Raw genomic sequence first — 20398 nt, forward strand, 5'->3', positions numbered from 1 at the left:
ATCGTGAAATTTTGTTGCGTTTTGCCAGTGGGTTTGCGTTTACTTTAGAAGCGGAATTTGTTATTATAGTATACGAGCAATAGTGCCTTTTGGGGTTCTCCGGCCCCGCCGGGGCGCTTATTGCCCCGCGCAAAAGGTACCAAATTCTGAACAATGGAGGAAGAAAAATGCCTAGAGCAAAGCAAACCATGGATGGCAATACCGCTGCCGCTCATGTAGCATATGCCTACACGGACGTGGCTGCCATCTACCCCATTACCCCGTCTTCTCCGATGGCTGACTCTGTGGACCAGTGGTCCGCAGCTGGCCAGAAGAACATCTTCGGCAACCAGGTCAAGGTCGTCGAGATGGAGTCTGAGGCCGGCGCTGCCGGCGCTGTGCACGGCTCTCTGGGTGCAGGTGCTGTTACCACCACCTTCACCGCTTCTCAGGGCCTGCTGCTGATGATCCCCAACATGTACAAGATCGCTGCAGAGCAGCTGCCCTGCGTGTTCGATGTTTCGGCACGTACCGTTGCTACCCAGTCCCTGAACATCTTCGGTGATCACAGCGACGTCATGGCATGCCGCCAGACCGGCTTCGCAATGCTGGTCGAGAGCAGCGTGCAGGAAGTCATGGATCTGTCCCCGGTTGCCCATCTGGCAGCAATCGAGGGCAAGGTCCCCTTCCTGAACTTCTTCGATGGCTTCCGTACTTCTCACGAGTACCAGAAGATCGAGAAGTGGGATTACGCTGATCTGAAGGAAATGTGCAACATGGAGGCTGTTGAGGAGTTCCGCGCCAAGGCACTGAACCCTGAGCACCCCAAGATGCGCGGTTCCCACGAGAACGGCGACGTGTTCTTCCAGCATCGTGAGGCCTGCAACTCTGTCTACGACGCACTGCCCGCAGTCGTCGAGAAGTACATGGCCAAGATCAATGCAAAGCTGGGCACCAACTACGATCTGTTCAACTACTACGGCGCTCCCGATGCAGACCGCGTCATGATCGCTATGGGCTCTGTCTGCGACGTTGCAGATGAGGTCATCGATTACCTGAACGCCAAGGGTGAGAAGGTCGGTATCGTCAAGGTCCGCCTGTATCGTCCCTGGGTCTCTTCCGCTCTGCTGAAGGTCCTGCCCAAGACTGCAAAGAAGGTCGCAGTTCTGGACCGCACCAAGGAGCCCGGCTCCCTGGGCGAGCCTCTGTACCTGGATGTTGCTGCTACCCTGCGTGAGGCCGGCATGAACGATGTCGTCCTGACCGGCGGCCGCTACGGCCTGGGCAGCAAGGACACTCCCCCGTCCTCCATCTTCGCTCTGTTCAAGGAGCTGGAGAAGGATCAGCCGAAGGAGCGCTTCACCCTGGGTATCACCGATGATGTCACCGGTCTGTCCCTGCCCGAAGTCAAGCCCGCTCCCATCACCGCAGCTGCTGGCACCAAGGAGTGCAAGTTCTGGGGTCTGGGCGGCGACGGCACCGTCGGCGCAAACAAGAACTCCGTCAAGATCATCGGCGACCATACCGACAAGTATGTTCAGGCATACTTCCAGTATGACTCCAAGAAGACCGGCGGCGTGACCATCAGCCACCTGCGTTTCGGCGACAAGCCCATCCGCAGCCCCTACTACATCAACCAGGCTGACTTCGTGGCCTGCCACAACCCCGCTTACATCCACATGGGCATGAAGATGGTCCAGGATGTCAAGCCCGGCGGCGTGTTCATGATCAACTGCCAGTGGTCCGATGAGGAGCTGGGCCAGCACCTGAACGCTGAGGCCAAGAAGTACATCGCTGACAACAACATTCAGCTGTACACCATCAACGCCATCGATAAGGCCATCGAGATCGGTATGGGCAAGCGCACCAATACCATCCTGCAGTCTGCTTTCTTCAAGCTGGCAGACGTCATGCCCATCGAGGACGCTGTCAACTTCATGAAGCAGGCCGCTCAGAAGAGCTACGGCAAGAAGGGCCAGGACGTCGTCGAGATGAACTGGAAGGCCATCGATGCTGGTGTTGACGCCATCCACAAGGTGGACGTCCCCGCTTCCTGGTCCAACCCCGAAGCTGATCCCGCACCCAAGGCTCTCACCGGCCGTCCGGAGCTGGTCAAGCAGATCCGCGACGTCATGGAGCCCATCGCTCGTATGGACGGCGACAGCCTGCCCGTTTCCGCTTTCGTTGCAAATGCAAACGGCGAGTGGGAGCAGGGTGCTTCTGCATATGAGAAGCGCGGCACCGCTGTCAACGTTCCGGAGTGGGATGCTTCCAAGTGTGTTGGCTGCAACCAGTGCGCATTCGTGTGCTCTCACGCAACCATCCGTCCCTTCCAGCTGACTGCTGACGAGCTGGCTGCTGCTCCCGCACAGACCAAGAGCCGCGACAACAAGCCCGCAAACGAGTACAAGTTTGTCATGGCTGTGTCTCCTCTGGACTGCATGGGCTGCGGCGAGTGCGTCACCGTCTGCCCCACCAAGGCCATCAGCATGGTTCCTCAGGAGAGCCAGGCCGACCAGCAGGCAGTCTTCGACTACTGCGTCGCCAACATCTCCAAGAAGCCCGGCAAGTTTGCTGACGACACCGTCATCGGTTCTCAGTTCAACCAGCCGCTGCTGGAGTTCTCTGGCTCCTGCGCAGGCTGTGCCGAGACCTCTTATGCTCGCCTGATCACCCAGCTGTTCGGCGAGAAGATGTACATCTCCAACGCTACCGGCTGCTCCTCCATCTGGGGCGGCACTGCTTCCATCTCTCCGTACACCGTCAACAAGGACAGCGGCCATGGTCCTGCATGGTGCAACTCCCTGTTCGAGGATAACGCTGAGCATGGTCTGGGCCTGTACCTCGGCCAGAAGACCGTCCGTGAGAACCTGATCAAGCGCATCGCTGAGGTCGCTGGTTCTGACAAGGCTTCCGCTGAGCTGAAGGCTGCATTCGACAAGTTCATGGAGACCAAGAACAACACCAAGGCCAACGACGAACCCGCCAAGGCTCTGATCGCTGAGCTGGAGAAGGCTGCTGCCGCTGGCTGCACCGAGTCCGCTGAGATCCTGAAGAGCAAGGAGTTCATCGCGAAGAAGTCCGTCTGGATCTTCGGTGGCGACGGTTGGGCATACGACATCGGCTTCGGCGGCCTGGATCACGTCCTGGCTTCCGGCGAGGATGTCAACGTCATGGTCTTCGATACTGAGATGTACTCCAACACCGGTGGACAGGCATCCAAGGCTTCCAACATTGGTGAAGTCTGCCAGTTCGCTGCTGCTGGTAAGGAGATCAGCAAGAAGAGCCTGTCCGAGATCGCAATGACCTATGGTTACATCTACGTCGCTCAGATCGCTCTGGGCGCCAACATGAACCAGGCTGTCAAGGCGATCGCCGAGGCTGAGGCTTATCCCGGCCCGTCTCTGATCATCGGCTACGCTCCCTGCGAGCTGCACGGTGTCAAGGGCGGTATGACCAACTGCCAGAACGAGATGAAGAAGGCTGTCGAGGCTGGTTACTGGAACCTGTTCACCTTCAACCCGGCCAACAAGGCTCAGGGCAAGAACCCGTTCACTCTGACCTCCAAGGCAGTCGATGCCGAGAAGTACCAGGCTCTGCTGGCAAACGAGACCCGTTACAGCCGCCTGACCCGTGCCTTCCCGGAGCGCGCAAAGCAGCTGTTCGCACGCAACGAGCAGGTCGCAAACGATCGTTACGAGCATCTGACTCGTCTGGTCGAGCTGTACAAGTAATCTTTCTCCCCTGTTTTGGGCCGGAACGCGCCGCAGCGGCACCCTAGTCCGAAAGGCGGCTGCTCCGCACTGGCGGTTACTGCGCAACGCAGCAGTGCGAAACTGTGGCTGATCTGGCCCCGGCAGCGGTAAAAGAAGAACGTGCACAAAAGCGACAACGCTTTCCGCACAACAAGTCTCTGATTTCATTTTCCCACGCCCTTGTTGCGGCAGTGATCCGCAGCGGGGCCGGGTGTTTGAAATACCAAAGCGCCCGCGAGGGTCCTTGAAAGCACACCCCGCGTGTGTCAGGAACATAAGGTCTGTTCGCAGATACCTTGTTCCGCCTGAAGCATAAGACCTGCCTTGCAGGGATCTTGCCTCAGTCAAAAACGGATCTCGTTTTTAGCGCCCCGCTCACCGGCAACGGTGACCGGGGCGTATTTTTTGTGTGCGGCGGGCTATTTTACACTTTCTTCATAGGTTTTTCATGAAAAACCGCGCATTCGGTGCTATACTACGAACATAAGGAACCGGGGCCGCAACCGATTCCTTGTACATGATTCCTCCTCACACCAAGGCAATATCCGAACAGAAAGTCCTTTCCAGTGTTCCGCAAGCGCTGGAAAGGGCTTTCTGCGTTTTTGACGGAAATTTCCCTCTGCTTTCGGCGGTTTTAGGGTTGACCGGCCTTTTTGCGGACGCTATAATAAAAAGTGGATAAGATTTTTAGGAGGTGAACGCAGGACAATGGACCCGGATCATAGTCGAAGACACGGATCAACTGCGGCACAGCAGAACGAAAAAGCAGCTGCGTTCGCCTTTTTTGCCCGGTAAGAGGTGCTGTGTGGGCACTTCTCAGCGGGGAGAAAGGGCGCAGCCTGGTGCGCGCAGCGGGCAGAACGGCTCGCTGCGGGAAGCAGGCGGCGCTTTTTGTTTTGTGTGCTGTCCGATCCGCCGGAAACGGTAAGGAGGAACACAAATGGAACTGGAAGAAAAAAAGAGCGCGGCCCCGGAAGCATCGCTCCCGGTGCCCGAACTGCCCGCAGATATCCCTGCGGAAGTCCGCCGGAAGCTGGCCGAGGACCTGAACGAGGAGGCCACCGAAGACCTCAAGCAGGATGTGCGGGACGCCGAAGAAGAAGAGGCCCGCGACGAAGAGGTCAAGGCCAACCCCGAAATGCTGACCAAGAGCCGCCTGCTGAAAATGCTGGTGAAAAAGCAGTATGTCAAGCTGCGCGAAGTCACTGAGGAAGAGCAGCCCGCCGACCTGGCCGAGCTGCTGGAAGAACTGGACGAAAACAACCGTCTGGTGGTCTTCCGCCTGCTGAAAAAGGAAGTGGCGACCGAGGCCTTTGCCTATATGTCCGATGAGGCCCGCGATGACCTCGTCAATGCGTTCTCGGATGTGGAGTTGGTCAGCGCCATCGAGGAGATGAGCCTGGACGACGCCGCCGACCTGCTGGAAGATATGCCCGCCGGTGTTGTGAAACGGGTGTTGGAGAAATCTTCCAAGCAGACCCGTGAGAGTCTGAATAAGCTGCTGAACTACCCCGAAAGCTCGGCCGGCAGTCTGATGACGCCCGAATACGTCCGTCTGCGCAAGGAGATGAACGTCAGCGATGCGTTGGCCGCCATCCGCCGTCAGGGCGAGAACGCCGAGACGGTCTACACCAACTACGTCGTCGAGCGGAACCGTCTGCTGGGCGTTGTGTCTGCCCGCAGCCTGCTGCTGGCAGACCCCCAGACCCCCATTGCCGACATCATGGACGACAACGTCGTTGCCGTGAAGGTCACGGACGATCAGGAGTATGTGGCCCGTGAGATGCAGCGCTACGACTTCACGGCCATGCCGGTCCTGGACAACGAGGGCATGTTCGTCGGCATCATCACCATCGACGATGCAATCGACGTTCTGACCGACGAGTCCACCGAGGATATGCAGAAGATGGCGGCCATTCTGCCGGATGACGATGCAACGACTTATTTCGGCACCAGCGTCTGGACCCACGCCAAGCAGCGCATCCCCTGGCTGCTCATCCTGATGCTGTCGGCCACCTTCACCGGCATGGTCACCACCCACTACGAGGAAGCCTTCGTCAGCCTGCCCCTGCTGGTCTCCTTCATGCCCATGCTGATGGACACCGCCGGCAACTGCGGCAACCAGATCAGCACTCTGATGGTCCGCGGTCTGGCGCTGGGTGAGGTGGAACCGGCCGACTTCCTCCGCGTTCTGGGCAAGGAGATCCGCGTCTCTGCCATCGTGGGCGCGGTGCTGGGCATCGTGAACGGCCTGCGCATCTATCTGATGTACACCTTCCTCTTCCCCGGCCAGTACGAAAATGTCATCGGTTACGCCATCGTGGTCAGTGTATCGCTCTTCTTCAGCGTCATCCTGGCCAAGCTGGTGGGCGGTATGCTGCCGCTGGCTGCCAAGAAGCTGGGTGCCGACCCGGCCATCATGGCAACGCCGTTTATCACCACCATCGTCGATGCGTGCAGCCTGATCCTGTACTTCCAGATCGCGCAGATCGTGTTCCGGAATATGATGTGAGAAAACTTGAAGAGCGGCTGCATCTGCCGGGACTCCGCAGATGCAGCCGCTCTTTTTCTGTGGAAAAGTCGGGTTTTCCAACGGTTTTCAACACGAAGAAAATCCGCCCCATCCGATGTGGAAAACTTGACCGCCCTGCATTCCAGCGGGGAGAAAGCACTTTACAGCTGGGAAGAGCCGGTGAAAAAAGAAAAGAAAACGGCTCGACTTTCTTTTGGAAAAAAGAAAAAGCTCCCGCATTTCTCCCCAGAAACCACCATGGAAAATGCCGGGAAATACTTCACGTATAAAAACCAAACGGTGGAGTAGTGGAAAACTCGGTGGAAAAAGTGGAAAACATCGTGGGAAACTGGCCCTCTTTTTCACAAATTCAGTGGAAAACCCGGTGGAAAAAGTGGATAAGTCCATTTGGAAGGCACAAAAATGGATACAACCGGCTGTTTTAGCAGAAGGCGGCAGCGACAGCCAGCCGCCTTTTGTTCACAGGGATTTTCTTGAATGGCCCTGCCAAACATGATACAATGAGAAAAACAGCGGCCCCCAAGCCGGGGCCGGAATCTTACGAGCATGGAGGCGTTCCCCTATGAACTGGCTAACCAAACTGGAGCGGAAGTATGGCCGCATCTGCATCCCGAACCTCATCTCGATCCTGGTGGGTGCACAGGTCCTGGTCTATGCTGTGGAACTGTTCGTCAATCAGTATGTCTCGCTTTATCTGAGCCTGAGCCGCACGGCCCTGCTGATGGGGCAGGTCTGGCGGGTCATCACCTTTGTGTTCGTGCCGTTTTCGGGCGGCGGGCCGCTCAGCGTCATCCTGGGCATCTACTTCACCTGGTTCATCGGGAGCGCACTGGAAAAAGAGTGGGGCGACTTCCGCTTCAATCTGTATCTCCTGCTGGGCATGGTGGGCGCAGTGGCGGCCTGCCTGCTGACGGGCTATGCCGATACCTACTGCCTGTCGCTCTCGCTCCTGCTGGCCTTTGCGATGCTGTATCCGGAGGTGCAGGTGCTCCTCTTCTTCGTCATCCCCATCCGGGTCAAGTACTTCGGCTGGTTTGCGGCGGCGCTGTGGGCGCTCAGCTTTCTGGGGTCCGGCATGATGGGAAAACTGAACTATCTGCTCTGTATGCTGAACTTCGTCGTCTTCTTCGGCCCGCAGGCCTGGCGCAGTGTCCGTGCCTGGGTCCGCCGGGAGCAATGGAAACGGAAGAACCGCCGCTGAGTGCGGGAGAAAACAGGAAAGACAGAGGACAGCATGTTAGAACGCATTGCGGGAAATGAAGAACTGAAGTCCAGCATCCGCCGGATGCTGGAGGGCCGGCGTCTGACTCACAGCGTCCTGCTGGTGGGCGAAGCGGGCCTGGGAGCCGGTTTTGCGGCCCGCTGTGTGGCGGCGGATTACCTCTACCCCCAGGGCGGTGCGCCCGCAGAAGCGCTCCTGCGGGGCGAATGCTGCCGCGCGGTGGCCAAGGCGGGCAAACGGGACAGCGGCCAGATCGAGACCGGCATCGTGCGGGAGGCCATTTCCGTCACCGGCATGGGGTCCGGTGGGCGGTATCTGGTCGGTCAGGTCACGGCCATGCGGTCGGAGATCTTCAACACCAGCCTTTCGGCAGAGGGCCGTGCCGTCCTGCTCTACCATGTGGAGCGGATGAACGAGGAGTCGGCCAATGCGCTGCTGAAGGTCATGGAAGAGCCACCGGAGGGTGTGCTCTTTCTGCTGACGGCGGATTCGCTGGCAGACGTCCTGCCCACCATCCGGAGCCGCTGCATCAGCTTTGCCGTGGCCCCGGTCTCCCCGGAGGACTGCGCCCGCTACTGCACCGCGCAGGGCGTGGGCGCAAAGGATGCGGCCCTGTACAGTGCGCTGTTCGATGGGCACATCGGCACCGTGCTGGCCGCTGCGCGGGACGAAGCCCGCCGTGAGCAGGTGGACCGGGCGCTGGCGCTGGCCAAAGCCGCGGCGGCCAGAGACAGCTATGCGGCAGCGGTGCTGCTGGCCGCTTATGAAAAGGACAAAGCCGGTGCATCGGCCCTGCTGGCCGATTTCCGGGCCGTAGCCGCCGCCGGGCTGCGTGGCAGCTCTCATTCCCCGGTGGAGGGTGAGACCGCCCGGAAGGCCCTCGGAGCCGCCGATGCGGCGATGCAGCAGATCGGCGCGCAGGTCAACCCCAAGATCGTGCTGTCGGTGCTGGCGGCGAAGTTCCGGACGTTCTGAAAAAACAAAAGCAGCCGCAACGCGGCTGCTTTTGCATCGTTCTCATTTTCGATTGGCTCTCCGCCTGCGGTTCCGGTTCAGGGAGCTGCCGCCGGAGACGAGGGTGACACAGCTCAGAACGGCGAGGAGGAGCACGAGTGCGGCCATCAGGAGCAGGGTGCTCTTGAGGTCGGTGCGGAAATCCGACACGTATTCCTGATGGGTCACAAGGTCTACGGTGCCGACCTCGTAGCCGTCCAGATAGACGGTGGCCTGGCCGAGGACTGCATCGGCCTTGACGGTGGCGGAGACGCGCTCCGGCAGCGCAAAGCTGTAGGTGACTTTGTCATCGGCGTGGCCGTAGCCGCTGACCGGTTCGGCGGCGTAGAGCTCGACGGCCTCCGCACTGCGGCACTTGGTCAGGGGCACGGTGGTCAGCGGGGTGGTGGTGTCCACCAGTCTCCGGTCTGCAAAGCTGGCGAAGGCCCAGTCCAGCAGCTCGGAGGCTTCTTTGTAAATGTTGTCCAGGTCGGAGCCGAGGATGACCAGACCGTAGGTGTGGCCGTTCTTCTGGGCAAAGGTGACATAGCAGCGGCCTGCCAGCGTGGTGAAGCCGGTCTTCATGCCCCGGATGTAGTCGCGATAGTAGGAATATTCGGGGTTCAGCATCAGGTTGGTGGAGGTGATGCTCCGCTCGTTCTGGTGCAGGTTGGTGGCCGGGAGGGTGTAGCTCAGGGTGTTGGCGACCTTCATATAGGTCTCGTTGGCGGCGCAGGCCGAGGCGATGAGCGCGAGGTCACGGGCCGAGGAGACGTTGCCGTAATCGTACAGTCCGTGCACACAGGTGAAGCTGGTGCTGGTGCAGCCCAGCTCCTGGGCCTTCTGGTTCATCATCGCGACAAAATTGGGCAGGCTGCCCGCCACATCGTTGGCGATGACGCTGGCGGCATCGTTGGCGCTGGCCACCAGCAGGCCGTACAGCAGGTCGATGCGGCGCACGGTCTCGCCGATGCGCAGATTCATGGTGCTGCCGTTGGCGTTCTGGATGTCCTTGAACTCCTGCGTCAGGCTGGTGGGGATGGTGATCTCTTCGTTCAGGTCTTTGCCGCTTTCGAGAAAGAGCAGGGCCGTCATCATCTTGGTCAGGCTGGCGATATACCGCTGCTGCCCGGCGTTCTGGTCCAGGATGGGCTTGTCGATGTCTGCGTTGAACAGATAGACCGACTCGCCCTCGTTGGCGGTCTGGATGGGCATCTCGTACACAGCCAGACCGGGCAGCGCGGTCGAGACGGCCAGCACGACCGTCAGCAGCAGAGCCGCCATCCGGCGGAAGAGCGTAGTGTTTTGCATGAGCGTATCCTCCCAAAATTTCAAATCAGCTGAACAGGAGCTGCCAGAAGGTCAGCGGCTTTTCGGGCTGGGCCGGGGCGGCGGCTTCCGGCTGCGTGGTGGTCTGCACGGGGTGCAGCTCCGGGCTGGTGAAGGCCCAGTCCAGCAGCTCGGAGGCTTCCCGGAAAATATTCTGGCTGTTTGAGCCAAGGATGACCAGACCGTAGGTGTGGCCGTCCTGCTGGGCAAAGGTGACGAAGCAGCGCCCGGCCTTGGTCGTGAAACCGGTCTTCATGCCGTGGGCGTAGCTGCGGTAGGCCGTGCTGCCCGGCTGCAGCAGCTTGTTCGTGGTGGTGATGGTCCGGGCTTCATGTACATTGGTGGCGGGCAGCTGGTAGAGTACCGTGTCGGCTACCTGCCGGTAGGTCGGGTTCGCGTAACAGGCCAGCGCGATCTTCGCCAGGTCCCGCGCGGTGGAATAGTTGTTGGCATCGTACAGGCCGTGCGGGCAGGAGAAATGGGTGGTCGTGCAGCCCAGCTGGCGGGCGCGGGCATTCATCCGGGCCGCAAAGGCGGCCAGGTCTCCCCCGGCGGCATCGCTGGCCAGCACACTGGCCGCGTCGTTGGCACTGGGCAGGAGCATGGCATACAGCAGGTCGATGCGGCGCACGCTCTCCCCTGCCTGCAGGCCGATGGTATGGCCCCGATTGGCCTTGATGGACTGGAACTCCGGTGTCAGACGGTCCGGGATGGTGATGCTGGCGTTGAGGTCTGACCCGTTCTCGATCACGAGCAGGGCCGTCATCATCTTGGTCAGGCTGGCCACATGCCGGACCATATCCGGGTTCTGTTCCACGATGGCCTCGCCGGTGTCGGCATCGAAGAGGTAGATCGACTCCTGCGGATAGGCGGTCTGGATGGGCATGGCGTAAACGGCAAAGCCGGGAAGCGCTGCGGCCACCGCCACGGCGGCGGTCAAAACCAGCGCGAGCACCCGGCGTACAAAAGCAGGATGGTTCATGAAAGAATGCTCCTTTGGAAGTTTCGGGCTTCCCTGATCCCCAAAATCAAAACGAACTATTAAAAGAATACCATAAATGAGCGAAAAGAGAAAGGTGGTTTTTCAACAATGATGATCCAATTTCGTGGAAAAACGCCACAGGACTGCGGTGCAGCCTTTGTGGCCCCCAACGCAACGGTGCTGGGCGACGTGGTGCTGGAGAAAGGCTCCAGCGTCTGGTACGGAGCCGTGCTGCGGGGTGACGACGGCACCCTGACCCTTGGTGAGAACACCAACGTGCAGGACAACGCAGTCCTGCACTGCGACCCCGGCGGCGCGGTGACGCTGGGCAAAAACGTGACGGTGGGGCACAGCGCGCTCGTTCACGGCTGCACCGTGGGCGACGGAAGCCTCATCGGGATGCACGCGACCCTGCTCAACCACTGCGTCGTCGGCCGGAACTGCATCATCGGCGCGGGGGCGCTGGTGCCGGAAGGAATGGTCATCCCGGACGGCTCGGTGGCGGTAGGCGTCCCGGCGAAGATCATCAAGACCATCCGCCCCGACCAGGCTGCGCACAACATCGAAAATGCCGTCCACTATGTCGGCGATGCCGAGGCACATGCCGAGGCGGTGAAACAATGCGAAATCATCGAAACGGAAGCGAAAACGAAATGAACTTTCATCGAACCGGCTCACACCGGATGATTTTTCGGAAAAGCGACGAAATTTCAGGGCCGGATGCTTAACAAAATTTTCACAAGATTTCACAAGAATGTAATGACTTTTGTTCGGAAATCGGGTATACTATGAATTACAAGGGAGCGGGGCCGCAACCGTCTCCCTTGCACATGATTCCTCCTCACACCAAAGCAATACCCCAAAACAGGAACCCCCTCCGGTGTACCGCAAGCGCCGGAGGGGGTTCCTGTTTGTTTTCAAAAAGATATTCTTACGACACTCCCGCCCTTTGGGAGAGGGTCATACAGCGCCGTAGATGCCGTGCACCGAGACTTCACCGGTGAAGACATGCTCTTCGCCGCTGTCGGTGCGGACGACCAACCGGCCGTCCTCGTCCACGTCGATGGCCTCACCGGCACCCTGCCCGCCGCCCGGCAGGTCAAATGTCACGCGGCGGCCGATGTTGATGCAGGCGGCCTTGTATTCGTCCCGGAAGGGTGCAAAGCCGTCCCGCGCAAAGACGTACATCGGGCGGTCGAAGCCGAAATCGGTCAGCCCCTCGGCCAGCCATTCGGAGTCGGTGGAAAGGTCCACCTTGGCCCCCTGCAGCTCCAGCGAGGTGCCGTGGGGCAGGTCGGCTGCGTCAAAATAGCTCTGCGGCTGGGCCAGGTTGATGCCGATGCCGCACAGGATGCCCCGGCCCTGCTGCTCGTAGCCGTAGGACACGCTCTCGCAGAGGATGCCCACGATCTTTTTGCCGTTCAGCAGCAGGTCGTTGGGCCACTTGATCTGGCAGTCTACGCCGTAGCGCAGCTTCAGCTGGTCGCGCACGGCCAGACTGGCCAGCAGCGGCAGGGTGGCGGGCTGCGCCAGCGGCTCCCGGATGGCGACGGTGTAATAGAGCGCCCGGCCCTCTGCGTTGACCCAGGTGCGGCCCAGACGGCCCCGCCCGGCGGTCTGGTTGGTGGTGTAGACCGCGCCCACCGGGCCGAATTCTTCAAAATGCTCTTTCACATAGGCGTTGGTGCTGCCGCATTCGGTCAGATAGCGCACTTCATTGATGCTCATTGATGCGGTACCTCTTTGTGTTCATGGTGGACGATCCTGCCCTTGTCCAGCGTCAGGATGCCGTAGGTGTTGGGCCCGGTGTAGCACCGGCCGCAGGAGCCGGGGTTGAACAGGAACACCGATCCGTGCTGTTCGGCCACCGGGACGTGGGTGTGGCCGAACAGGGCCACCTCCGCGCCGCGGGCCTCGGCGGCATCGGTTAGCGTGTCCAGATCGTATTTTACACCGTACATGTGACCATGTGTATAGAAAATGACGACCTGATCGAAGGCGGCCAGGCCGTCCAGCGGTTCCAGCGCACCAAAATCGCAGTTTCCGGCCACGGCGTAGACCTTCATCTTCGGGTAGAACGTCAGCGCTTCTTCCAGGTCGCGCAGGCCGTCGCCCAGAAAGATGACGGCGGTCGCATCGCTCTCCGCGTGAAGGATGCGCTCGACTGCGCCGGTGCTGTTGTGGCTGTCACTCAGGATCAAAAGTTTCGTCACGGGACCAAGTCCTCCTCAAAATTTATTCTTCCGTTTCGCCGGCCTGCAACGCCAGCATCTGTTTGTAGACTTCGCTCTTGGAGTAGGGGGTGCCCTGCGCGGCGGCCTTGGCGGCAGCCGTGGGGCCGTAGCCCTCCCCGGTCAGCTCCAGTGCCCGCTGTGCGGCCTGTTCCAGCGTCAGGCTCTCTTCAGCCTCGGCAGCGGGCGCTCCGGCCATGACCAGAACGTATTCGCCGCGCGGCTCGTTCCCGGCGTAGTGGGCCTGTGCCTCGCCGAGGGTGGTCTTCCAGATCTCCTCATGCAGCTTGGTCAGTTCCCGGCAGAGGGTGATGCTCCGCTCGGTGCCAAAAGCCGTCGTGAGGTCGTCCAGCGTGGTGCGCAGCTTGTGGGGTGCTTCGTAGAAGATGACTGTCCGCTTCTCGCCCTGCAGCTCGGCCAGCCGCTCCCGCTTCTGCTTTTTGTTCACGGGCAGGAACCCCTCGAACACCCAGCGGGAGGTATCCTGGCCGGAGACCGCCAGCGCCGTGACGCAGGCCGATGCGGCCGGCACCGGCACCACCCGGATGCCACGCGCCAGCGCATCCCGCACGATGACCTCGCCGGGGTCGGAGACGCAGGGCATCCCGGCGTCCGAGCAGAGGGCGCAGTTCTCGCCCGCCTCGATGCGGCGGAGGATGCCCTCGCCCTTTTGCAGGGCATGTTCGTAGTAGCTGACCATCGGTTTTTTCAGGCCGAGGAAGTTGAGCAGCTTCATGGTCACGCGGGTGTCCTCGGCGGCGATGAAGTCCGCCGCGCCGAAAGTTGCCGCCACGCGGGGCGGCATGTCATCCAGGTTGCCGATGGGGGTCGCGACGATGTATAAGGTTCCTGCCATGGGGAGTACCTCCAAAATTTATTGTTTCCCGTACAGGGCTGCTCCGGTCGAAAGGAGCACGTCCGGCTCAATGCGCAGGCCGGTCTTCCGGTTCTTCTGCGCCTCCACCAGAAAGAGCCAGGGCGCGGCATCCGGCTGATTTTTCACAAAGGCCAGTCGTTTGGGCTCCAGGCGGTGGGCCCGCAGCACGGCCAGCACCTCGGCCAGCCGTTCCGGCCGGTGGCACAGCGCGAGCCGCCCGCCGTCTTTGAGCAGGCGGAACGCGCAGCGGCAGACGTCTTCTAGGGTGCAGTCCGTCTCGTGGCGGGCCGTGGCGCGGGCGGGGTCGCTGCTCTGGAAGCCCGCCGTGAAATAGGGCGGGTTGCAGGCGCACAGGTCAAAGCTGCCCTCCCCTTCGCGGAAGGTGCGCAGGTCGGTGCAGCAGGGGTTGATGTGGTCGATGTTCTGGGCCGCCAGCGCCTCGGAGAGCAGGGCGCTGGCTTCCGGCTGCAGCTCGATGGCTGCGCAGGGGCCGCGGTGGCCCCGGTCGTGCCATTCCAGGCTGACGATGCCGCAGCCGGAACACAGGTCTGCCGCGCGCTGGAGCCGCTTTGGCTCGGCAAAGCGGGCCAGCAGCAACGCGTCTGAGCCGAACCGGTGGACCGCAGAACAGAAGACTTCTGTTTTATTATACAAAATCTCGGTGGAATGTTCCATATCTGCAAGCTGCATCCTTTACCAAAATATCGGGGCCGAAAAGCCGGGAAAATTGTGCATGAAAGAAAAGCAGCAGACCCGCTTTTGACAGGTCTGCTGCTTTTGATGCGTTTTTACGGATCTCGCCGCGAAACTTATTCAGCGGTGATCGCACCGGTGGGGCAAGCGCCCTCGCAAGCGCCGCAATCGATGCAAGCGTCTGCGTTCACAACTGCAACGCCACCCTCAACGGTGACTGCACCAACGGGGCAAGCGCCCTCGCAAGCGCCGCAGCCAACACATGCGTCAGAAACCTTGTGTGCCATAATAAAACTCTCCTTTATTCCCGTGCCAATGTTTAGGAGACGCCTGCCCTCGCACGGTACCAGCATGCCTCTCCGGAATTCTTCCTTGTCTGCATTCTAGCAAACCAAAAATGAAAAGGCAAGACTAACCGTGCCAACGAAAAGACGTTTTTTTGTTTTTTGTGGGGTTGCACAAAAGCAAAGGCTAACTTTGGGGGAAAATTGAGAGAGATTTTTAGCGAAAATCACGAAATACGGTTAGTTTTACGATACTAACCACTGTGATTTCCCACTGTTTTTCTGGGAATTATTTCTCTTTTTTGGGGCAGTTTCCACAGCCGGTGCGGCCATTGGCGTCGGCTGCGGCCACCACGGGGGCCGGGTTGCGCACACCGGAATAATCGTCATCCGGGTCGGGGCGGCGGGGGGCGCGCTTGCCGCCGCTGACGTACTCGCAGACGCCCACTTTGTAGTACCGCGGGGTCAGGGCCTCGGTGCCGCAGCGCACCCGCAGGTAGCCGGACACCGGGTTCACTTCCAGAACGGTGCCTAGGCCGTCCGGGGTGCGCACGGTGCTGCCCACCATGGGCATGATGCTGTTCAGATACTCGTAGGCGCTCTCCTCATAGGCCAGGCAGCACATCAGGCGGCCGCAGGCACCGCTGATCTTGGTGGGGTTCAGCGAGAGACCCTGCTCCTTGGCCATCTTGATGGAGACGGGCTGAAAGTCCTTGAGGAAGCGGGAGCAGCAAAACGGCTGGCCGCAGATGCCCAGGCCGCCGATCATCTTGCTCTCGTCGCGCACGCCGATCTGGCGCAGCTCGATGCGGGTGTGGAAGATGCCGGCCAGGTCCTTGACCAGCTCGCGGAAGTCCACGCGGCCGTCGGCGGTGAAGTAGAACATGATCTTGGAGCGGTCGAGGGTGTATTCGGCCTCCACCAGCTTCATTTCCAGGCCGTGGCGCGCGATGCACTCCTGGCAGGTGTGGTAGGCGCGCTTCTCGTCCTCGCGGTTCTGGCGCATCCGGCGCACATCCACGCTGTCGGCCATCCGGGTGATGGGCTTGAGCGCCTTGGGCACGGCGGCGTCGGTCAGTTCCCGGACGCCCTGCACCACCTCGCCGCACTCGATGCCGCGGGCGGTCTCCACGATGACGTAGTCGCCGGTCCTGATCTCGGCCCCGGCAGGGTCGAAATAGTAGCTTTTTCCGTTTTCCTTGAAACGGACAGAGATCACTTGTTTCATAGTTGTCCTCGTTCTATTTTCTGAAACGCTCAGAGATCTGAGCCTGAAGAGCCATTCTTGAAACAGTATAACATACTTGAGTGCAATTTTCTATGAAAAATCAAATTCCTCTGCAACAATCCCGGCGGCTGAGCCGTATCTCTAGCGAAAACTGACTAAATTTTGCAAAAGATTCACCCTGCACCCTTGCAACCCCTCAGACCTTGTGTATAATAGGAATCATGTAAGATTGCCCTTTTGAGGGCGCTGGCCGTGGAGCGCACGGCGCAAGCAAAGAAACGGTAGGATAAAATGGAAAAATTCAGTGTCAAAAAACCGTTCACGGTGCTGGTGGCGGTCATCATGGTGCTGATGCTGGGCTTTGTGTCCATCAGCAACATGCAGACCAACCTTCTGCCCGACGTGAATACACCGTACCTGATGGTGGTTACGGTCTACCCCGGTGCAAGCCCGGAGCGTGTGGAGAGCGAAGTCTCCGACGTGATGCAGAACGCATTGGGCACCGTGGCGGGTGTGGAAAAAGTCACCGCCACCTCGGCGGAGAATTACAGCCTTCTGCTGATGCAATTCTCCGATGATACGGATATGAACAGCGCCATGGTCAAGGTGTCGAACAAGGTGGATCAGACCACGGCCAGCCTGCCGAGCAGCTGTCTGACCCCTTCGATCATCGAGTACAGCCTGAACATGAATGCCTTTATGACTGCGGCCGTCAGCCGCGAGGGCAGCGATGTGTATGACCTGTCAGAGTTCGTCAGCGACACCCTTGTGCCCTACGTGGAGCGCAAGGGCGGCGTTTCCAGCGTGTCCGCCAACGGCCTGATCGAAAAGATGGTGCAGGTCCAGCTCAGCCAGGAGAAGATCGACGCCATCAACGAAAAGCTGCTGGAAGTGATCGACGTCCAGCTGGCCGATGCGCGCAAGCAGCTGGAGAGCGCCGAGGCTCAGATCGAAGCGGGCCGCAAGGAATACGACCGCCAGTTCAAAAATTATAATAAGACCGTTTCGGATACGGTGATGCAGCAGTTCAGCGGCCAGGTCGGCGAGGCGGTCGAGACCGTCCGCAAGCAGGCACAGGCCCTGCTGGACAGCGTGAACCAGCTCATCGCCGTGGTGCAGGAGCCGGAGATCCAGCAGGCCCTGATCGACGTCCGCGACGGCCTGCAGCGGGTCATGGACAAGTTCAACGAGACGGGCATGAAGGACATCGACTCCCTCATTGAGATCGTGGCCGAGCTGCGCGATATCACCGATAAACTGACCGGCGCACTGCAGCAGCTGCAGCAGCGCCTGAACACCGAGTCCGGCACGGAGGGCAGCACGGCGGCAGATCTGGCCGATGATCTGCAGGTGCAGCAGAGCCTGAACACGATCTACAATACCCTGAACGACGTCATCAAGGCCATGGACGATGTCCCCGGCCTGATGAGCACCTTCTCGGATGCACTGGGCACCTACTCGCAGCAGCAGATGCAGGCTTATATGAAGTTCACCGAAGCCCGCGAGATGCTGAACGAGTACGAAAAGCAGCTCGCCGAGGCAAAGCAGACCTACGCGGACGCTGAAGAAAAGGCGATGGCCAGCTCCGACGTCTCCAAGCTGCTGGACATCGACACGCTGGCACAGCTCATCTATGCCCAGAACTTCTCGATGCCCGCCGGTTACGTCAAGGATTCCAGCGGCAAGAGCTGGCTGCTGAAGGTCGGCGAGGAATACGACAGCATCGAGGATATCTCCGGTGCCCTGCTGCTCCATGTGGACGGCTTCGGGGATGTCCGCCTGTCGGACGTGGCCGACGTTGAGGTCATCGACAACGCCGAGGCCAGCTACACCCGCCTGAACGGCGAGCGCGCAGCCGTGCTGAAGATCTACAAGGGCGCCACCTCCAGCGCCAGCGAAGTGTCGGACAACTGCCTGTCCGCCTTCCAGGAGTTGGAAGCCCAGTACGACGGCCTGCATGTGGTCGTTCTGTCCAACCAGGGCAACTATATCACCATCATCGTCAAGAGCATCCTGAGCAGCATGGTCATCGGTGCGGCACTGGCCATCATCGTGCTGGCCCTCTTCCTGCGGGATGTCAAGCCCACCCTCGTCGTCGGCTTCAGCATCCCGCTGTCGGTCCTGTTCGCTGTGGTGCTGATGTACTTCACCGGCATGGACCTGAACGTCATGACGCTGGCCGGCCTGTCGCTGGGCATCGGTATGCTGGTGGATAACTCCATCGTCGTCATCGAGAACATCTACCGTCTGCGCGGCCGGGGCGTCCCGGCGGCCCGCGCCGCCGTGCAGGGCGCAAAGCAGGTGGGCATGTCGGTCGTGGCGTCTACCCTGACGTCCGTCTGCGTCTTCCTGCCCGTCGTCTTCTCGTCGAGCATCGTCAAGAGCCTGATGCAGCCCATGTCCCTCTGCATCGGCTACTGCCTCATGGCCTCGCTTATCGTGGCCCTCACCGTTGTCCCGGCGGCTGCTTCCACCGTGCTGAAAAAGGCTGAGCCCAAGCAGCTGAAGTGGTTCGACAAGATCCAGGACAAGTACGCCAAGAGTCTGGAGTGGTGCTTCCGGCACCGCGCCCTGCCCCTGCTGGCAGCGGTGGTGCTGCTGGCCTTCTGCGGCTGGCGGGTCTTCTCCATGGGTGTGGAGCTGCTGCCCACCATCACCAGCAACGAGGCCATCGTGACCCTGAGCACCACCAAGGACCTCAGCAAAGAGGATTCCTACGCCATCGCTGGCAAGGCCGTGGAGGCCATGCTGGAGGTGGACCATGTGGAAGAAGTGGGCATCACCACCGACACCCGCGTGGCCGGGATGGACATCGGCCAGCTGGGCCTGCCCACCACCATCACCGACCTGCTGAACGCCGCCAACAGCTACGGCACCTATCAGGTCAACGTCATGCTGGATGAATCCCTCTCTTCTTCCGAGATCGAGACGGCCCGGCAGGCGCTCGAAGATGCCCTTTCCGGCATCGAGGACTGCACCGCCAAGGTCGAGATCAGCGGGATGCAGGAGCTGACCAGCCAGCTGGCCAGCGGCCTGAGCGTGAAGATCTACGGTGCCGATTCCGAGACCCTTTCCCAGCTGTCGGAGAAGGTCGTGGACATCGTCAACGATACCGAGGGCTTTGCCAATGCGACCAACGGTCTGGGCAGCGGCGACGCCACCATCAACCTGCAGATCGACCGCGACAAGGTCCGCTCCTACGGCCTGACCGTGGCCCAGGTCTACCAGCAGATCGCTGCCAAGCTGACCACCACCACCACGGCCCAGACCCCCGTGACCGTGGACGGCAGCACCATGAGCGTCCAGATCAGCAACAATCTGGACCCCGTCACCAAGGAAAACATGATGGACATCACCTTTGAGACCACCGTCATGTCTGCCGACGGCACCACCAGCACCGGCACCTGCACCCTGGCCGATATGGCCACCTGGGACACCGGCAGTGCGCCGGACTCCATCACCAGCGAGGATCAGACCCAGTACGTCAGCGTCACGGCCGACACGCTGGACGGCTACAACACCACTGTGCAGGCCCGTGTTCTGGAAAAGAAGCTGAACGAGTTCGCCCTCTCCGATGAGATGCCGGAGGGCTGCTCCTTCTCGATGGGCGGCGAGTCCGACTCCGTCAACTTTATGGTCAACGAGATGGTGCAGTGGCTGGCCCTGGCCCTGCCCTTCGTCTATCTGGTCATGGTGGCCCAGTTCCAGAGCCTGCTCTCTCCCTTCATCGTCCTGTTCACCATCCCGCTGGCCTTCACCGGCGGCCTGCTGGGCATGCTCTTCACCGGCCAGCAGCTGACCATGATCTCCCTGATGGGCTTCATCGTCCTGATGGGCACCGTCGTCAACAACGGCATCGTCTTCGTGGACTACGCCAACCAGCTGCGTCTGGGCGGTATGGAGCGCCGTGCGGCCCTGATCGCCACCGGCAAGACCCGTATGCGCCCCATCCTGATGACCACCCTGACCACCGTGCTGGCCATGCTCCAGCTGGTGTTCAGCAACGATATGGCGAGCCAGCTCATGAGCGGCATGGCCATCGTCATCATCTGCGGCCTGAGCTATGCCACCCTGATGACCCTGTATATCGTGCCCATCCTGTACGATATCCTCTTCAGGAAGCCGCCGCTGAACGTCGATGTCGGCAGCGACGATGAGCTTGACGACATCCCCGACGATGCCGCCGAGTATATCGCCCAGGCCTCCTCCGCACAGCCGGAGGGCTGAACCTGAAGTTCCCCAGAGCCGTCCGCCGTTCCAGGCGGGCGGCTCTTTTGCTGCCTGCGGCCCGG

At 60.4% G+C, this 20398-nt stretch carries 15 protein-coding genes; 7 read left to right on the forward strand and 8 right to left on the reverse strand.

What is annotated here, in order from left to right:
* Positions 1 to 167: 167 nt before the first annotated feature.
* The 5 genes from nifJ to I5P96_RS00085 all read left to right on the forward strand — a co-directional run bounded on the left by nifJ (position 168) and on the right by I5P96_RS00085 (position 8464).
* A complete protein-coding gene (gene nifJ, locus I5P96_RS00065) occupies positions 168 to 3713 on the forward strand; it encodes a pyruvate:ferredoxin (flavodoxin) oxidoreductase (protein ID WP_223382650.1) in 3546 nt (1181 codons plus the stop codon).
* Between the two features lie 961 nt (positions 3714 to 4674).
* Positions 4675 to 6246, forward strand: coding sequence for a magnesium transporter (mgtE, locus tag I5P96_RS00070; protein ID WP_223382651.1), 1572 nt, complete (start codon positions 4675 to 4677; stop codon positions 6244 to 6246).
* A gap of 6 nt (positions 6247 to 6252) precedes the next feature.
* A complete protein-coding gene (locus I5P96_RS00075; RefSeq protein ID WP_223382652.1) occupies positions 6253 to 6555 on the forward strand; it encodes a hypothetical protein in 303 nt (100 codons plus the stop codon).
* A 274-nt stretch (positions 6556 to 6829) separates the two neighbouring features.
* On the forward strand, positions 6830 to 7468 hold the full coding sequence (locus tag I5P96_RS00080; protein WP_118553910.1) for a rhomboid family intramembrane serine protease: 639 nt from the start codon (positions 6830 to 6832) through the stop codon (positions 7466 to 7468).
* 33 nt (positions 7469 to 7501) lie between these two features.
* Positions 7502 to 8464 carry a hypothetical protein gene (locus I5P96_RS00085; RefSeq protein ID WP_223382653.1) on the forward strand — a complete coding sequence of 321 codons (963 nt, stop codon included), beginning with the start codon at positions 7502 to 7504 and terminating at the stop codon, positions 8462 to 8464.
* 42 nt (positions 8465 to 8506) lie between these two features.
* On the opposite strand, the gene I5P96_RS00090 is transcribed toward I5P96_RS00085, so the two are convergent.
* Complete coding sequence (locus I5P96_RS00090) at positions 8507 to 9793, reverse strand: D-alanyl-D-alanine carboxypeptidase family protein (RefSeq protein WP_223382654.1); 1287 nt, start codon at positions 9791 to 9793, stop codon at positions 8507 to 8509.
* Positions 9794 to 9818: 25 nt separating this feature from the next.
* Entirely contained in the window at positions 9819 to 10793 is a 975-nt protein-coding gene (locus I5P96_RS00095; RefSeq protein WP_223382655.1) for a D-alanyl-D-alanine carboxypeptidase family protein, read from the reverse strand.
* A 108-nt stretch (positions 10794 to 10901) separates the two neighbouring features.
* Between I5P96_RS00095 and I5P96_RS00100 the strand changes: the two genes are divergently transcribed.
* Positions 10902 to 11450: a gamma carbonic anhydrase family protein gene (locus tag I5P96_RS00100; protein ID WP_223382656.1), complete on the forward strand. Its 549-nt coding sequence runs from the start codon at positions 10902 to 10904 to the stop codon at positions 11448 to 11450.
* 303 nt (positions 11451 to 11753) lie between these two features.
* Here the strand turns inward: I5P96_RS00100 and I5P96_RS00105 are convergent, their stop codons facing one another.
* From I5P96_RS00105 to I5P96_RS00130, 6 genes are all read right to left on the reverse strand, one after another.
* Positions 11754 to 12521, reverse strand: coding sequence for a biotin--[acetyl-CoA-carboxylase] ligase (locus I5P96_RS00105; protein ID WP_223382657.1), 768 nt, complete (start codon positions 12519 to 12521; stop codon positions 11754 to 11756).
* The gene (locus I5P96_RS00110) at positions 12518 to 13006 is read right to left on the reverse strand and encodes a YfcE family phosphodiesterase (RefSeq protein WP_223382658.1); all 489 of its coding nucleotides are present in this window, start codon (positions 13004 to 13006) and stop codon (positions 12518 to 12520) included. The genes I5P96_RS00105 and I5P96_RS00110 overlap by 4 nt, the downstream gene beginning before the upstream one ends.
* Positions 13007 to 13028: 22 nt before the next feature.
* Positions 13029 to 13880, reverse strand: a complete 852-nt coding sequence (gene rsmI / locus I5P96_RS00115; protein WP_097791255.1) for a 16S rRNA (cytidine(1402)-2'-O)-methyltransferase — start codon at positions 13878 to 13880, stop codon at positions 13029 to 13031.
* A gap of 18 nt (positions 13881 to 13898) precedes the next feature.
* A complete protein-coding gene (locus I5P96_RS00120; RefSeq protein ID WP_223382659.1) occupies positions 13899 to 14576 on the reverse strand; it encodes a tRNA1(Val) (adenine(37)-N6)-methyltransferase in 678 nt (225 codons plus the stop codon).
* A gap of 134 nt (positions 14577 to 14710) precedes the next feature.
* Positions 14711 to 14881: a DUF362 domain-containing protein gene (locus tag I5P96_RS00125; RefSeq protein WP_097791253.1), complete on the reverse strand. Its 171-nt coding sequence runs from the start codon at positions 14879 to 14881 to the stop codon at positions 14711 to 14713.
* Between the two features lie 286 nt (positions 14882 to 15167).
* The gene (locus I5P96_RS00130; protein WP_118553918.1) at positions 15168 to 16106 is read right to left on the reverse strand and encodes a stage 0 sporulation family protein; all 939 of its coding nucleotides are present in this window, start codon (positions 16104 to 16106) and stop codon (positions 15168 to 15170) included.
* A gap of 291 nt (positions 16107 to 16397) precedes the next feature.
* Between I5P96_RS00130 and I5P96_RS00135 the strand changes: the two genes are divergently transcribed.
* On the forward strand, positions 16398 to 20333 hold the full coding sequence (locus tag I5P96_RS00135) for an efflux RND transporter permease subunit (RefSeq protein WP_223382660.1): 3936 nt from the start codon (positions 16398 to 16400) through the stop codon (positions 20331 to 20333).
* Positions 20334 to 20398: the final 65 nt, after the last annotated feature.

Origin of the sequence: Faecalibacterium prausnitzii (assembly GCF_019967995.1) — a bacterium.
Lineage (GTDB): Bacteria > Bacillota > Clostridia > Oscillospirales > Ruminococcaceae > Faecalibacterium > Faecalibacterium prausnitzii_E.

What these genes read in the sequence shown, in the direction of transcription:
- nifJ (WP_223382650.1), top strand. Translation starts at nt 168, where the DNA reads ATGCCTAGAGCAAAGCAAACCATGGATGGCAATACCGCTGCCGCTCAT.
- mgtE (WP_223382651.1), top strand. Translation starts at nt 4,675, where the DNA reads ATGGAACTGGAAGAAAAAAAGAGCGCGGCCCCGGAAGCATCGCTCCCG.
- I5P96_RS00080 (WP_118553910.1), top strand. Translation starts at nt 6,830, where the DNA reads ATGAACTGGCTAACCAAACTGGAGCGGAAGTATGGCCGCATCTGCATC.
- I5P96_RS00085 (WP_223382653.1), top strand. Translation starts at nt 7,502, where the DNA reads ATGTTAGAACGCATTGCGGGAAATGAAGAACTGAAGTCCAGCATCCGC.
- I5P96_RS00090 (WP_223382654.1), bottom strand. Translation starts at nt 9,793, where the DNA reads ATGCAAAACACTACGCTCTTCCGCCGGATGGCGGCTCTGCTGCTGACG.
- I5P96_RS00095 (WP_223382655.1), bottom strand. Translation starts at nt 10,793, where the DNA reads ATGAACCATCCTGCTTTTGTACGCCGGGTGCTCGCGCTGGTTTTGACC.
- I5P96_RS00100 (WP_223382656.1), top strand. Translation starts at nt 10,902, where the DNA reads ATGATGATCCAATTTCGTGGAAAAACGCCACAGGACTGCGGTGCAGCC.
- I5P96_RS00105 (WP_223382657.1), bottom strand. Translation starts at nt 12,521, where the DNA reads ATGAGCATCAATGAAGTGCGCTATCTGACCGAATGCGGCAGCACCAAC.
- rsmI (WP_097791255.1), bottom strand. Translation starts at nt 13,880, where the DNA reads ATGGCAGGAACCTTATACATCGTCGCGACCCCCATCGGCAACCTGGAT.
- I5P96_RS00120 (WP_223382659.1), bottom strand. Translation starts at nt 14,576, where the DNA reads ATGGAACATTCCACCGAGATTTTGTATAATAAAACAGAAGTCTTCTGT.
- I5P96_RS00125 (WP_097791253.1), bottom strand. Translation starts at nt 14,881, where the DNA reads ATGGCACACAAGGTTTCTGACGCATGTGTTGGCTGCGGCGCTTGCGAG.
- I5P96_RS00130 (WP_118553918.1), bottom strand. Translation starts at nt 16,106, where the DNA reads ATGAAACAAGTGATCTCTGTCCGTTTCAAGGAAAACGGAAAAAGCTAC.
- I5P96_RS00135 (WP_223382660.1), top strand. Translation starts at nt 16,398, where the DNA reads ATGGAAAAATTCAGTGTCAAAAAACCGTTCACGGTGCTGGTGGCGGTC.